The 12830-nt window shown below is 72.3% G+C and carries 15 protein-coding genes; 6 read left to right on the top strand and 9 right to left on the bottom strand.

Translation table 11 applies throughout. The annotated features are described in order from the left end of the window. Positions 1 to 160: 160 nt before the first annotated feature. The gene (locus tag ACZ470_RS08145) at positions 161 to 910 is read right to left on the bottom strand and encodes a GntR family transcriptional regulator (protein WP_468426283.1); all 750 of its coding nucleotides are present in this window, start codon (positions 908 to 910) and stop codon (positions 161 to 163) included. A gap of 116 nt (positions 911 to 1026) precedes the next feature. On the opposite strand from ACZ470_RS08145, the gene ACZ470_RS08140 reads away from it, so the two are divergent. Then, positions 1027 to 2049 carry a Gfo/Idh/MocA family protein gene (locus tag ACZ470_RS08140; protein WP_468425518.1) on the top strand — a complete coding sequence of 341 codons (1023 nt, stop codon included), beginning with the start codon at positions 1027 to 1029 and terminating at the stop codon, positions 2047 to 2049. Positions 2050 to 2063: 14 nt separating this feature from the next. Here ACZ470_RS08140 and ACZ470_RS08135 read toward each other — a convergent pair whose 3' ends face one another. From ACZ470_RS08135 to ACZ470_RS08125, 3 genes are read right to left on the bottom strand one after another with little or no spacing between them, the layout of a single operon-like run. Then, positions 2064 to 2492 (bottom strand): PaaI family thioesterase, encoded by a 429-nt coding sequence (locus tag ACZ470_RS08135; protein WP_468425516.1) that lies wholly within the window; start codon positions 2490 to 2492, stop codon positions 2064 to 2066. A gap of 51 nt (positions 2493 to 2543) precedes the next feature. Further along, a complete protein-coding gene (locus ACZ470_RS08130; RefSeq protein ID WP_468425514.1) occupies positions 2544 to 3218 on the bottom strand; it encodes a response regulator transcription factor in 675 nt (224 codons plus the stop codon). Positions 3219 to 3276: 58 nt separating this feature from the next. Continuing rightward, entirely contained in the window at positions 3277 to 4530 is a 1254-nt protein-coding gene (locus tag ACZ470_RS08125) for a sensor histidine kinase (protein WP_468425512.1), read from the bottom strand. A gap of 179 nt (positions 4531 to 4709) precedes the next feature. Here ACZ470_RS08125 and ACZ470_RS08120 point away from each other — a divergent pair, with 179 nt between their 5' ends. Then, the gene (locus ACZ470_RS08120; RefSeq protein ID WP_468425511.1) at positions 4710 to 4910 is read left to right on the top strand and encodes a hypothetical protein; all 201 of its coding nucleotides are present in this window, start codon (positions 4710 to 4712) and stop codon (positions 4908 to 4910) included. A 28-nt stretch (positions 4911 to 4938) separates the two neighbouring features. Here ACZ470_RS08120 and ACZ470_RS08115 read toward each other — a convergent pair whose 3' ends face one another. Continuing rightward, a complete protein-coding gene (locus ACZ470_RS08115) occupies positions 4939 to 5364 on the bottom strand; it encodes a guanyl-specific ribonuclease (RefSeq protein WP_468425510.1) in 426 nt (141 codons plus the stop codon). Between the two features lie 238 nt (positions 5365 to 5602). Here ACZ470_RS08115 and ACZ470_RS08110 point away from each other — a divergent pair, with 238 nt between their 5' ends. Further along, complete coding sequence (locus ACZ470_RS08110) at positions 5603 to 6454, top strand: MerR family transcriptional regulator (RefSeq protein ID WP_468425508.1); 852 nt, start codon at positions 5603 to 5605, stop codon at positions 6452 to 6454. A gap of 20 nt (positions 6455 to 6474) precedes the next feature. On the opposite strand, the gene ACZ470_RS08105 is transcribed toward ACZ470_RS08110, so the two are convergent. Next, positions 6475 to 7077, bottom strand: a complete 603-nt coding sequence (locus tag ACZ470_RS08105) for a dihydrofolate reductase family protein (RefSeq protein ID WP_468425506.1) — start codon at positions 7075 to 7077, stop codon at positions 6475 to 6477. Positions 7078 to 7225: 148 nt separating this feature from the next. Here ACZ470_RS08105 and ACZ470_RS08100 point away from each other — a divergent pair, with 148 nt between their 5' ends. Beyond that, complete coding sequence (locus ACZ470_RS08100) at positions 7226 to 7990, top strand: SDR family oxidoreductase (protein WP_468425504.1); 765 nt, start codon at positions 7226 to 7228, stop codon at positions 7988 to 7990. Positions 7991 to 8148: 158 nt separating this feature from the next. Here the strand turns inward: ACZ470_RS08100 and alc are convergent, their stop codons facing one another. Together alc and allB are read right to left on the bottom strand one after the other, a co-directional pair. After that, entirely contained in the window at positions 8149 to 9240 is a 1092-nt protein-coding gene (gene alc / locus ACZ470_RS08095; RefSeq protein ID WP_468425503.1) for an allantoicase, read from the bottom strand. Positions 9241 to 9272: 32 nt separating this feature from the next. Then, positions 9273 to 10613 carry an allantoinase AllB gene (allB, locus tag ACZ470_RS08090; RefSeq protein WP_468425501.1) on the bottom strand — a complete coding sequence of 447 codons (1341 nt, stop codon included), beginning with the start codon at positions 10611 to 10613 and terminating at the stop codon, positions 9273 to 9275. Between the two features lie 243 nt (positions 10614 to 10856). Here allB and ACZ470_RS08085 point away from each other — a divergent pair, with 243 nt between their 5' ends. Continuing rightward, positions 10857 to 11663: an IclR family transcriptional regulator gene (locus ACZ470_RS08085; protein WP_468425499.1), complete on the top strand. Its 807-nt coding sequence runs from the start codon at positions 10857 to 10859 to the stop codon at positions 11661 to 11663. A gap of 11 nt (positions 11664 to 11674) precedes the next feature. Here the strand turns inward: ACZ470_RS08085 and ACZ470_RS08080 are convergent, their stop codons facing one another. Continuing rightward, positions 11675 to 11989, bottom strand: a complete 315-nt coding sequence (locus ACZ470_RS08080) for a DUF5955 family protein (RefSeq protein WP_468425497.1) — start codon at positions 11987 to 11989, stop codon at positions 11675 to 11677. Between the two features lie 201 nt (positions 11990 to 12190). On the opposite strand from ACZ470_RS08080, the gene ACZ470_RS08075 reads away from it, so the two are divergent. Further along, positions 12191 to 12808 carry a nucleotidyltransferase family protein gene (locus ACZ470_RS08075; RefSeq protein WP_468425495.1) on the top strand — a complete coding sequence of 206 codons (618 nt, stop codon included), beginning with the start codon at positions 12191 to 12193 and terminating at the stop codon, positions 12806 to 12808. The last annotated feature ends 22 nt before the right edge of the window (positions 12809 to 12830 follow it).

Below are 12830 nucleotides of genomic sequence, written 5' to 3'. Positions count from 1 at the left end.
CTTCTTGCTGTGCTCTTGCGTACACAAGGGGCCGATGACCGCACCGGCCCCAAACGCCCCATTCTGGAACACGCGCATCGGGCGCCCCCGCGCGGGGACCGGCAGCCGGTCACATTGTCCGGACATTCCGACGAGGTGTGACGTACGCCGCCCCGGATTGTCAGGACCGCACAAGCAGCTGGAACTCGAACGAATAGCGGGACGGCCGGTAGGTGTGCGTGCCGAACTCCACCGCACGGCCGGTGTCGTCGAAGGTCACGCGCTGCATGGTGAGCAGCGGGGCGCCGGCCGGCTCGCCGAGGCGCTCGGCCTCGGCGGCGGTGGCCGCGCGGGCGCCGATGGTCTGGCGGGCGCTGTGCAGGGTGATCCCGGCGGCCCGCATCAGCCGGTACAGGCCGGTCGCCTCGAGCTGCCCGGTGTCCAGGTCGAGCAGTCCGGGCGGCAGACAGTTGCAGAGGTACGCCATCGGTTCCCCGTGGGTGAGCCGCAGCCGCTCGATCCGGTGCACCTCACTGTCCTCGGCCACCCCGAGCGCGGACGCGACCTCGGCGGACGCCGGCACGACCGTGTTGACCAGCACCTTCGTGGTGGGGCGCTGACCGGCCGCCTCCAGGTCGTCGTAGAGGCTGCTGAGCTCCAGGGGGCGTTTGACCTGGCTGTGCACCACCTGGGTGCCGACCCCGCGACGGCGTACGAGCAGGCCCTTGTCCACGAGGGACTGGATGGCCTGGCGGACGGTCGGCCGGGACAGACCGAGCCGCGCGGCGAGCTCGATCTCGTTGCCCAGCAGGGTGCCGGGGGTGAGCACGCCGTGCTCGATGGCGGACTCCAACTGCTGGGACAGCTGGAAGTACAACGGCACGGGGGAGCCGCGGTCCACGCTCAGCTCCAGCTGTACGGTCGGGTCCACTTCTGGTTTCGGCACGGGGCGAGCGTAGCCCCGTGCGCTGTTGACGGGAAGTTGTGTAGTTCGGTTGTCCGGACATACGCATTGACAGGGAGCGGTGCGGGCCCCACTTTGTTTCCATGCGCATCGGGGTCATCGGTACGGGCCGTATCGGCACCATTCACGCCCACACACTCAGCAGGCACCGCGACGTCGGCTCCCTGATCCTCACCGACGTGGATCCGGCGCGGGCCCAGGCCCTGGCGCTCCGGCTCGGCGAGACGGCGGCACCCGGGGTGGACGAGATCTACACCTGGGGCGTGGACGCCGTGGTGATCACGGCGGCCACCTCCGCCCACGCCGATCTGATCGGCCGGGCGGCACGCGCGGGGCTGCCGGTGTTCTGCGAGAAGCCCATCGCCCTGGACCTCGCGGGCACGTTACAGGCGATCACTGAGGTCGAGGCGGCCGGAACCGTCCTCCAGATGGGCTTCCAGCGCCGCTTCGACGCCGGTTACAGGGGCGCGCGGGAGGCGGTGCGTTCGGGCAGGCTCGGGCGGCTGCACACCGTACGGGCGATGAGCAGCGACGCGGAGCCGCCGCCCGCCGGGTATCTGCGGCAGTCCGGCGGGCTGTACCGGGACACCCTGATCCACGACTTCGACATCCTGCGCTGGGTGACCGGCCGGGAGGTCACGGAGGTCTACGCGGCCGGGTCCGACGCCGGGCCCGCGCTGTTCCGCGAGATGGGCGACGTCGACACCGGCGCGGCCCTCCTCACCCTCGACGACGGCACACTCGCCACGGCCACCGCGTCCCGGCTGAACGGCGCCGGCTACGACGTGCGCATGGAACTCGCCGGGGAGCGGGACCAGATCGCCGTCGGCCTGGACGACCGTACGCCGATCGCGTCCACCGAGCCGACCGGGCCGCCGGCCGCGGACAAGCCGTGGACGGGGTTCCTGGAGCGGTTCGGACCGGCGTACGAGGCCGAGCTGATCGCCTTCGTCGAGGTGGTGCGGGGCGAGCGGGCCAACCCCTGCGACGGGCGGGAGGCCCTTCAGGCGCTGCTGATCGCGGAGGCGTGCGAGAGATCCCGGCGGGAGCGCAGACCGGTCCGGCCGACCGAGCTGGTGAGCGGATCCGCGGCGGCGTTCACCTGACGCGCGGGCCGGTGTCAGGGGGCCTGGACGGGCAGGACCGTCCCCTGGGCGACCGCGCACAGCGTCTCCGTGCCGTCCTCGTCGACGGTGAGCAGATCGCAGCGGACGACGGCCTGGCGCCGTCCGGCGTGCACGACCTCCGCGCGGGCGCGCAGGGTGCGGCCGGTGGCCGGGCGGAGGTACTGGATGGAGAAGCCGCCGGTGAGGACGTGCGGGCCGAGGACGGCCCCGGCGGCGAAGGTGAGGGCGTTGTCGGCGGCGTAGGAGAGGACGCCGCCGTGCACGAAGCCGTTCTGCTGGTGGAGTTCCTCGCGGATGTCGATCTCCAGGGTCGCCCCGCCGTCGCCGAAGGCCGTCACCCGGGCACCGAGCAGCCGGCTGAAGGGCTGGCCGAGCAGGGCCTGCTGAGCGGTGGTCAGGTCGAGCGCGGGGGACGCGGTCATGGGAACGGAACTCCTTCGACTGGCGGGTGGACGACGGACGGGGCCGGAGGGTCAGGGGCTGTCGGACTCCTCCAGGAGGCCGGCGTCGTGGGCGAGCAGGGCGATCTGGACGCGGTTGTTGAGGTCGAGCTTGGCCAGGATCCGGGAGACATGGGTCTTGACGGTGGCCACGCTCATGTAGAGCTGCGCGGCGATGTCGGCGTTGGACAGGCCCCGGCCGACCGCCACGGCGACCTCGCGTTCGCGGTCGTTGAGCTCGGCGACGCGCGCACGCGCGTGCGCGCGTCGCGTGCCGGCGGGCGTGCCCACCGCGTGTGCCATCAACTGCCGGGTGACGGTGGGCGACAGCACCGGATCGCCGGCCGCGACCCGGCGCACCGCGTCGACGATCTCGGCCGGCGGGGTGTCCTTGAGGACGAACCCGGCGGCGCCCGCGCGGAGGGCGCGCAGCACCTGCTCGTCGGCGTGGAAGGTGGTGAGCACCACGACCTGCGGAGCGTCCGCGCGCCGGCGCAGCGACTCGGTCGCGGTGAGACCGTCCACCGTCGGCATCCGGATGTCCATGAGGACGACGTCCGGGCGGGTGCGGTCGACGAGTGCCTCGACCTCTCCCCCGTCGGCGGCCTCTCCGACGATCTCGATGTCGTCCGCGCCGCCCATCATGAAGGACAGTCCGGCCCGCACCAGTGGGTCGTCGTCGACGAGGAGCACTCTGATCGCAGTCATGGTCGGTACGTAATCACGGTCGGGCGGGACGGAGACAGACGGCCCGGCCGATCCCGGTTCACCCCCATGGCAGCCGTGCCCGTACCTCGAACCCGCCGTCGGACGTGGGCCCGTGCTCCAGGGTGCCGCCCGCCAGGGTGGCCCGCTCGGTGAGGCCGATCAGGCCCTGCCCGGCACCGGGAACGTGCGGTACGTCCCCCTCCGGAGCCGGGTTGCGCACGGTCACGGTGAGGCCGTCCCCCGGGCCGCCGGTGACCGACACGGTGACCTCCGTGCCAGGGGCGTGCTTGCGGGCGTTGGTCAGCCCCTCCTGGGCGATCCGGTAGGCGGTGCGGCCCACGGAGGCGTGGACGGCGGCCGGGTCGGTGACCCGCTGTTCCAGGGTGACCTTCATGCCGGCCTGCCGGGACTCGGCGACCAGGGTGTCGAGCGCCGCGAGCGTCGGCTGCGGCCGCCCCGCGTCGTCGGACTCCCCGGCCCGCAGTACACCGATGATCTCGCGCAGGTCCTGGAGCGCCTCGTGGGCGCTCTCCCGGATGACGCCGGCCGCCCGCGCGATCTCCTCGCGCGGGGCGTCGGGCCGGAACTCCAGCGCGCCCGCGTGCACGCTCAGCAGCGTCAGCCGGTGCGCGAGGACGTCGTGCATCTCCCGCGCGATGTCCTCGCGCGCGAGCCGCTGCGCCTGCTCGGCCCGCAGCCGCGCCTCCGTCTCGGCCCGCCGTGCCCGGTCCCGGAGACTCAGCATGAGCTGCCGCTTGGAGCGTACGAACATGCCCCAGCCGACGGTCGCGACCGCCAGCACCGTGAAGAGGACGATCGAGGCGAGATACGGCAGGTCGGGGTCGGGGCGCCACCAGAAGTAGAACGGGACGAGCACCACCTGGGCGCCGCCCACCCAGACCACGTACCGGAAGGGGCGGTGCACGGCGAGCGTGAAGAGGGCGATGACGGCCACACCGCCGGAGGTCTCCGAGACGAAGCTGACCGGGACCATCACGGCGGCCAGGGCGAGCGGCCACCGCCGGCGCAGCCAGATCGCGGCGCAGGACAGCGCGCCGAGCACCTGGTCGGCGACGGCCACCGCGTGCGGGATGTCGTGGTTGTCGTTGAGTGCCTCGGCGCCCAGCAGTCCGACCAGGACGGCCAGCAGGAAGCAGGAGAAGTCGACGACCCAGTCGCGCGCGGTGCGCCGGGGCCTGCGCCCGGAGCGGGCCGCGTCGGGGTCGAGTTCGTGGATGAGGGCGGACGGGAAGTACCACCTGCGCCCCGTGAACACCGGGGCGGGGGTCTGTTCCGCCTTGTCACCAGTCACGGTCGACAAATCTACGCAGCGGGCCGGCCCCGGCACAGCCCGGACGGCGGGACGGCTACCGAAGTCGCGGCTCCGCAGACTTTCGGCGTACCGGCCGGCGCGCACGGTCGCCTTCCGTCGGGGAGGACTCGCCCCGCGGCCGATGTGGGTGGGGGGTCCGCGGGGCGAGAGTCGGTCGCATGAAGCAGTTGTTGGAGGTTCTGGGGTTCATCGCCGTCGTGCAGGGCGTGGCGGGGCTGGTGCACGAGTTCACCGACCTGGACTGGGGTCTCGTGCAGCGGGTCGATTTCCTCGACGACTACGGGATTTTCGCGAGCATCGCCCTGCTGGTGCTGGGCGCTGCCCTGTTCTCGGTCGCCGGGAGCCGGAAGCCCGGCTGACGGCCGGCCGGGCTTCCGGGCGCGGTGGTCAGCAGGTGTGGTCGACCAGGTCGAACGAGGCGTAGTGGTCGGCGGTGTAGTAGTCCTCCTGGTACTGCTCACCAGTGACGATGCGGCGTGCGCCTCGGGTGGGGGAACCGGGCGTGATCACCGTGTACTCGTGGTAGTAGCCGGTGGATTGGTCGGGCAGGATGCCCTCCCGGTTCTGGAAGACGGTCCCGTCCTGTTCGAAGGGATAGGGACCGCCCTGCTCGATCAGGTCGAGGGTGTCGTGCGCCTCGGCGGGCAGATCGCTGTAGCAGATGTCGCCGACCGCGAGGACGACGGAAGAGGCGACGGGGGCGGGTGCGGGGGCGGAGTGAGCCGTCGTCGCGGAGACGGTGCCGCCCAGGAGGAGCGCGGACAGGACAGCGGCTGCCGCGCCGGTACGAAGGGTGTGTGGGGGGAATCGCATGCCCCCATGATGACGCGCGTAGACGATGGCATGTCAATGACAACCACAGGGATTTTGCCGACGGGTCCCATGAGTTTTCCGTGACGTAACCCGCCGGGGCGCTGCCGCCGGCCCGGCAGGCGGTGAGAATTCATTTCCTGGCATTGGCGCGGCGCGGTGTGTATGGGGTTGCACCTTCCGTAGCGGCATGTGGTCCGGTGGACTTGCGTCCCGATGCCTCGAGGAAGGGTCCCTGCTCATGCCTTCGTCCTTCGTGCCACCCCGTCAGGTCAAGATCGGTGACGCGGCGGCCTTCGTCGGCAGCACGCCACGGGCGATTCGCCATTACCACGAGATCGGCCTGCTCCCCGAGCCCGAGCGGGGCGCGGATGACCGCCGCCGCTACGGGTACGAGGACATGATCCGCTTGCTGTGGATTCGCAGGATGGCCGACGCCGGGATCGCCCTGGACGACATCCGTGACGCCTTCACCACCGGCACGACTTCCGCCGCTGCGGACAGCGCAGACGCTGTCGCGGGCGTCCTGGAGCGGTTGGAGGAATCCCTCGCCGAGCAGGAGGCGGAATTGCGGCGGCAACGGACCGCCGTGCAGCGGATGCGCACCGAAGGCAGCCGGATGGGCCTGCTCTCCGACCTCGTCACCGAACGCCTCAAGAGCCTGCCCGAGGGCTCCCTGCGTCAGGCGGACCTGGACACTCTGCTGGTCACCGAGCGGATCTTCGGCCCGCTCGGCGCGGCCGTCCAGGCCACCCGCTTCGTCGTCCTGGCCACGCATCCCGCTCTGCGGGAGGAGTCCGACCGCATCGATGACGCCGAGGAGGCACTCGACGACAGTGTCGCCGTCGATGATCCACGGGTGGCTCAAGTGGCCGTCGAGCGGCACGCCTTCGAAAGCACCCTCCAGGCCGTCATCGAGGAGTCCGGCCTGGGTAAGGACGACGATGCCCTCTTCGACGCCTGGGACACGTCGCACCCTGCGGAGGCCGACTCCATGAGCGTGTTCGAAGCCACCGGCAAGATGCCCTACGACTTCTCCCCGGCCCGCCTGCGCTGTATGGAACTGGCGGAAGAACTGTCCGCCCAAGACTGACCCGCTACCTGAAACACGGCCTAGAGCTCGTACTCGCCGTACTCGGGGCGGCCCGCGAGGTCGTAGGTCTGGATGGACACTCCCTTGGAGGTGATGCTGCCGCCCGTGTGCTGGAAAGCGGTCGGTGCCGAGCCCTCCGGGAACAGCCGGCGTCCGGCGCCGAGGACGACCGGATACGTCAGCAGATGCAGGGTGTCCACGAGGCCGAGCGCGAACAGGGACCGGGCGAGGGCGCCGCTGCCATGGAGCTGGAGCTCGCCGTCGGTGCGCTCCTTGAGGGCGGTGACCTCCTTGGCGAGATCGCCGCCGAGGACGGTGGTGTTGGCCCACTCGGGTTCGCCGAGGGTGGAGGAGACGACGTACTTCGGCAGCGCGTTCACCGGATCGGCGGGGTCGGTCACCTTCGGCCAGGACGAGGCGAAGATGTCGTACGTACGACGGCCCAGGAGGAAGGCGCCCACCCGGGAGAAGACCCCGTCGACGAACCGTCCGAAGTCCTCGTCGAGGTAGGGGACGCTCCAGCCTCCCTGGTCGAAGCCGTCCCTGGTGTCCTCCTGGGGGCCGCCGGGAGCCTGGTAGACCCCGTCGAGGGTGACGAAGGTGGTGGCCACGAGCTTGCCCATGACGGGTACCTGCCTTTCGGTGCGCGGGGGCGGACGTGACGTCATCAGCTCAGACCCCGGCGGGGCCCGCAACTCATCGGTCGTCGTCCGGCAGGTCGACGTCCGTTCGCCGCCAGCACGGCCGGGCCGCGGGCGCTGGGATGGACGCATGACGACAGACACTTCTGTGAAGAACTTCGGGACGGCCCTGGCCGGCAAGGTGGCGCTGGTGACCGGCGCAAGCCGCGGGATCGGCGCGGCGACGGCGCTGCGGCTCGCGCGGGAGGGCGCGGACGTCGCGGTGACGTACGTGAGCGGCAAGGAGGCGGCCGAGGAGGTCGTGCGGGCCGTGGAGGCGCTGGGCCGCCGCGCGGTGGCCCTGCGCGCGGACGCCGGTGACGCGGAGGAGGCCGCCGGGGCGGTGGAGGCGACCGTGCGGGCGCTGGGGCGGCTGGACGTGCTGGTGAACAACGCGGGGGTCGGCGTGCTCGGGCCCGTGGAGTCCCTGTCCCTCGCGGATGTGGACCGGGTGCTCGCGGTGAATGTGCGCGGGGTGTTCCTGGCGTCCCGGGCGGCGGCGGCCCACATGGACGGTGGGGGGCGGATCATCACCGTCGGCACGTGCATGACGCAGCGGGTGCCGGGGCCGGGCGGGACGCTGTACGCGATGAGCAAGTCGGCGCTGGTGGGGCTGACGAAGGCGCTGGCCCGGGAGTTGGGTGGGCGGGGGATCACGGCGAACATCGTGCATCCGGGGCCGATCGACACGGACATGAATCCGGCGGGTGGGGCGTTTGCGGCGGATCAGGTCGCCATGACGGCGGTGGGGCGGTTCGGGACGGTGGAGGAGGTGGCGGGGGCGATCGCGTATGTGGCGGGGGCGGCGTATGTGACGGGGGCGGAGTTCTCGGTGGATGGGGGGCATGCGGCGTAGGGCTGCCGCACGGCGGCGGGGGTTACTGGCTGCCGCCGTGCGGGGGTTGCTCTGCCGGGGTTGCTCTGCCGGCGTTGCCGGGTGCCGCTGCGCCCACCCGTGCCGCCCCAGCGGCACGACTGCCCGCAGCTGCGGCGGCACGACTGCCCGCAGCTATGTCAGCTCAGGGTGGACTTGCCCTGGGCTGTCAGGGTGCCGTAGAGGCGGAGGCGGGAGATGCCGCCGTCGGGGTGGATGTCGATGCGGGCGTGGGTGGCGGTCGCCGGGGTCGGGAGGACGAAGCGGTGGTTGGTGTCGGGCTGGAGGCGGGTGCGCGGGAGGATCTCGCGCCAGTCCCCGTCTTCGCCGTCCTTCACCGACACCGACGCCCAGCCCGCGCTGTTGCCCTTGAGGTACGCCGTGTCGATCTCCAGGGCGCGGATCTGCGCCTGGGCAACCAGCCGGTAGCGGATCCAGTCGTGGCCCCGGTCGCGGCGGCGGCGGGTCTCCCAGCCGTCGTCCATCTTGTGGGAGCGGCCGGGCTGGATGGTGTTGGTGGCCGGCGAGTAGAAGCGGTTCGAGGCGTCCTCGACCCGGCCGCCGTTCTCCAGGGCGACGACGTCGAAGGTGCCCAGCGCCTCCAGCCAGGCCGGGTCCGGGACGACCTCGCCGTACACGCGCAGCCGGGCGATGCCGCCGTCGGGGTGCTGCTTGAGGCGCAGGTGGGTGAAGCGCTGCTCGTCCGTCACGGCGAAGCCGTTGGCCGCGTGGCCGCCGACCGGTGTGCGCGGGACGAGGGTCGTCCACTTCACGTCGTCCGCGAGGAGTTCCTCCGGCGACGGGGAGCCCGCCATCGCGGTGCCCTCGACGGACACGGCCTGCGGGTAGTTGCCGCGGAAGTGGGCGGTGTCCACGACGATGCCGCGGACCACTCCGGGCGCGCCGAGGCGGATCAGCGCCCAGTCGTGGTCGTCGTCCGCCGGCCAGGGGTGCTCGGCGGAGGGGCCGCGCCGGCGCCTGGTCTCCCAGCCGTCCATGACCTTGCCCTTGTGCCCGAAGTGCTCGGGGTCGAACTCGGCGCGCCCGGGGAGCAGGAGGTTCTCCCGCTGGGCGAAGAACTCGTCGTTGGCGGCGATGACACCGGCACCGAGCCGGCGGTCGGCGAGGTCGGCGTGGTGGGTGAAGGGGAAGTCGGCGGTGCGGTAGTCCGCGTACGGGTCACCGCCGCTGTAGGGGTTCGCGTCGCCGGTGAAGCTCTCGATCGCCGTCACGGTGATCAGGTCCTGCCTTTCGGGTGTCGGTGTCAGTGGGAGCGGGTGAGCAGTCGGCCCTTCGGTTCGGTGAACTCGCCGTCGGCCACGATGCGCCGGCCGCGCAGCCAGGTGGACCTGACGACGCCGTACAGGGTCCTGCCCGCGTACGCCGTCACCGGGTTGCGGTGCTGAAGCGCCGCGGGGTCGACGGTGAAGGTCTCGTCGGGGGCGAGGACGGCGAAGTCGGCGTCACGGCCGGGCGCGATGGCGCCCTTGCGCGCGTCGAGGCCGGCCAGCCGGGCCGTTCGCGTCGACATCCAGCGCACCACGTCCTCCAGGCCGTGGCCGCGCCTGCGGGCCTCGGTCCAGACGGCCGGCAGGCTGAGCTGGAGGCCGGAGATGCCGCCCCAGGCGGTCGAGAAGTCGTCCGTCTTGAGGTCGGCGGTGGACGGGGAGTGGTCGGTGACGACGCAGTCGATGGTGCCGTCCGCCAGGGCCTGCCAGAGCAGGTCCTGGTTGGCGGCCTCGCGGATGGGCGGACAGCACTTGAACTCGCTGGCGCCGTCCGGGACCTCCTCCGCGGCGAGGGTGAGGTAGTGGGGGCAGGTCTCGACGGTGACGCGCACGCCGTCCGCCTTGGCCCGGGCGATCACGGGCAGCGCGTCACTGGAGGAGAGGTGCAGGACGTGCACCCGTGCGCCCAGACGTTTCGCCAGGTCGACGAGGTGGGCGATGGCGGTGTCCTCGGCGTCGCGCGGGCGGGAGGCGAGGAAGTCGGCGTACTTGGGGCCGCCGTGCTGCGGGGCGGCGGCGAGGTGGTGCGGGTCCTCGGCGTGCACGATCAGCAGGCCGTCGAAGGCGGCGATCTCCGCCAGTGAGCGGGCCAGCCGCTCCTGGTCGAGGTGCGGGAACTCGTCCACGCCGGAGGGCGACAGGAAGGCCTTGAAGCCGAAGACGCCGGCCTCGTGCAGCGGACGGAGGTCCTTGACGTTGTCGGGCAGCGCGCCGCCCCAGAAGCCGACGTCGATGTGGGCCTTGTCGGCGGCGACGCGCTGCTTGACGCGCAGGTGGTCGACGGTGGTGGTGGGCGGGAGGGAGTTGAGCGGCATGTCGATCAGCGTGGTGATGCCGCCGGCCGCCGCGGCGCGGGTGGCGGTCCAGAAGCCCTCCCACTCGGTGCGGCCGGGGTCGTTGACGTGCACGTGGGTGTCGACGAGGCCCGGCAGCAGGACGTCGTCGCCGAGGTCCTCCGGGTGGGCGCCTTCGGGGACCGGCGCGTCGTACGGCAGTACGGCCGTGATCGTGCCGTCCGCGACCGTGACGGACGCGGCGCGCGTTCCCTCGGGAGTGATGACACGCGTGGAGCGCAGCACCAGTTCGGCGTCGGGCACCCGGAACCTCCTGAACTTCCGCCGGCCTGAGAATTCAACGTTCTGTTGAAGGAGTCTTCACCCGCGCTCCCACCCCGTCAAGAGCACACTTTCCGTGCGCCCCCGGCCCGGCGGCACCTCTGGACGATTCCACAAAGTGGAATTAGACTTTCGCTGAGCAGAACGTAGCTATGCACAAGCGGGCAGTCAACCGGCTGCCGGGTAGGCTGCTGCCCTTCCTGCCAGTCCCGAAAGGAACGCGCCGTGCCGACGTCCAGCGCCAGCACCACCGACTCCGCCCGGTCCGCCGCCAGCGGCGGCGTGCAGTCCCTCGAGCGCGCCTTCGATCTGCTCGAACGGATGGCGGACGCGGGCGGCGAGGTCGGCCTGAGCGAGCTGTCCGCGAGCAGCGGGCTGCCCCTGCCGACCATTCACCGTCTGATGCGCACGCTCGTCGCCTGCGGCTATGTGCGCCAGCAGCCCAACCGCCGGTACGCGCTGGGCCCTCGGCTGATCCGGCTCGGCGAGTCCGCCTCCCGGCTCCTTGGCACCTGGGCGCGGCCGTATCTGGCCCGCCTGGTGGAGGAGACCGGCGAGACGGCGAACATGGCGCTGCTCGACGGGGACGAGATCGTGTACGTGGCGCAGGTGCCGTCCAAGCACTCCATGCGGATGTTCACCGAGGTCGGCCGGCGCGTGCTGCCGCACTCCACGGGCGTGGGCAAGGCCCTGCTGGCCGCCTTCCCGCCGGAGGAGGTACGGGCCCTGCTCGGCCGTACGGGGATGCCCGCCGCGACGGACAAGACCATCACCACGCCGGAGGGCTTCCTCGCGGCGCTGGAGGACGTGCGCCGCCTGGGCTACGCGATGGACGACAACGAGCAGGAGATCGGCGTCCGCTGCCTCGCCGTCCCGGTGCCGGACTCCCCCACGGCGGCGGCGATCTCGATCTCGGGCCCGGCGGGGCGGGTCACGGAGTCGGCGACGGAGAAGATCGTGCCGGTGCTCCAGCAGGTCGCCGTGGAACTCTCCGAGGCGCTCACCACGCCGGGCACCGCCCCGACCGCCTGATCGGGGGGCCGTCAGCCGCGCGGCGAGGGCCCGAACAGCTCCACCGCCTCGCGCAGTTCGCGCACCCCCTGCCCCAGCGCGCTCACCGAGCCGATCGCCCCCGCGATCAGCAGCAGGGAGCGGCGCAGGCGGGGGACCTCGGGATCACCGGCGGCGGCCAGGCCGGCCAGCTCGGCGAGCTCATCCTCCGCGATGCCGCGGTCCCGGAAGTCCCCGGGATGGGCGGCGAGTTGCCGACGTAACCGGGACACGGCGGAGCGCAGCTCCGCCACCCGCGGGTCCACCTGACTGCCGGGCACACGCCTCTGCTCCACGCTGCGCAACACAGTCCTCCCCCTGGCACGTCGTTGTGCGCCTCCCCTGACCGGCCCCCGGTACCCCGTCGGCCGGTCGCGCCAGTAAACGCCACCCCGGCCCCCTCGCGCCAGTCCGCTGCGTCATCGAGTTGCTCCGCAGCGTGACATCGTGGCCCGAGGCATCCGTTCCCGCGCCGCCGTCAGCCGCGCCGGGTGCGGTATGCAGGACACATGACGACACATCACGGGGGCGGGCACCCCGCCACGGAGGTCGCGGGACTACTGCTGGCCGCGGGCGGCGGACGCCGACTCGGCGGCCGGCCCAAGGCGCTGCTCACACACCGGGGGCGGCCGCTGGTGGAGCACGCGGTGGAGGTTCTCCGCGCGGGCGGCTGCGCCCGGGTGCACGTGGTGCTCGGCGCGCGGGCGGACGAGGTGCGCGCCCGCGCCCATCTGCCGGGCTGCGTGCTCGTCGACAACCCGGAGTGGGAGCGGGGCATGGGCACCTCGCTCCGGGCCGGGCTGGACTCCCTGGCCGGGACGGGCGCGCGGGCCGCGCTGGTCTCCCTGGTCGACCAGCCCGGGATCGGCCCGGAGGCGGTCGCCCGGGTGCTCGGCGCCCTCGACTCCCCCGAGTCGCTCGTCTCGGCCGCCTACGACGGTGTGCGCGGCCATCCCGTCCTGTTCGGCGCCGCGCACTGGGCCGGGATCGCCGCGACCGCGACCGGCGACCGGGGTGCACGGGCCTATCTGAGGGAACACGCGGAACAGGTGGTGCTCGTCGAGTGCGGGGACGTGGCCGAGGCGTACGACATCGACACCGAGGCGGATCTGGCGCACCTTGAATAGACCGGAGTGGCAGGGAGTGAGC

The organism is Streptomyces sp. NPDC031111, from assembly GCF_055570675.1.
This window is presented reverse-complemented; position numbering and strand designations above follow the sequence as displayed.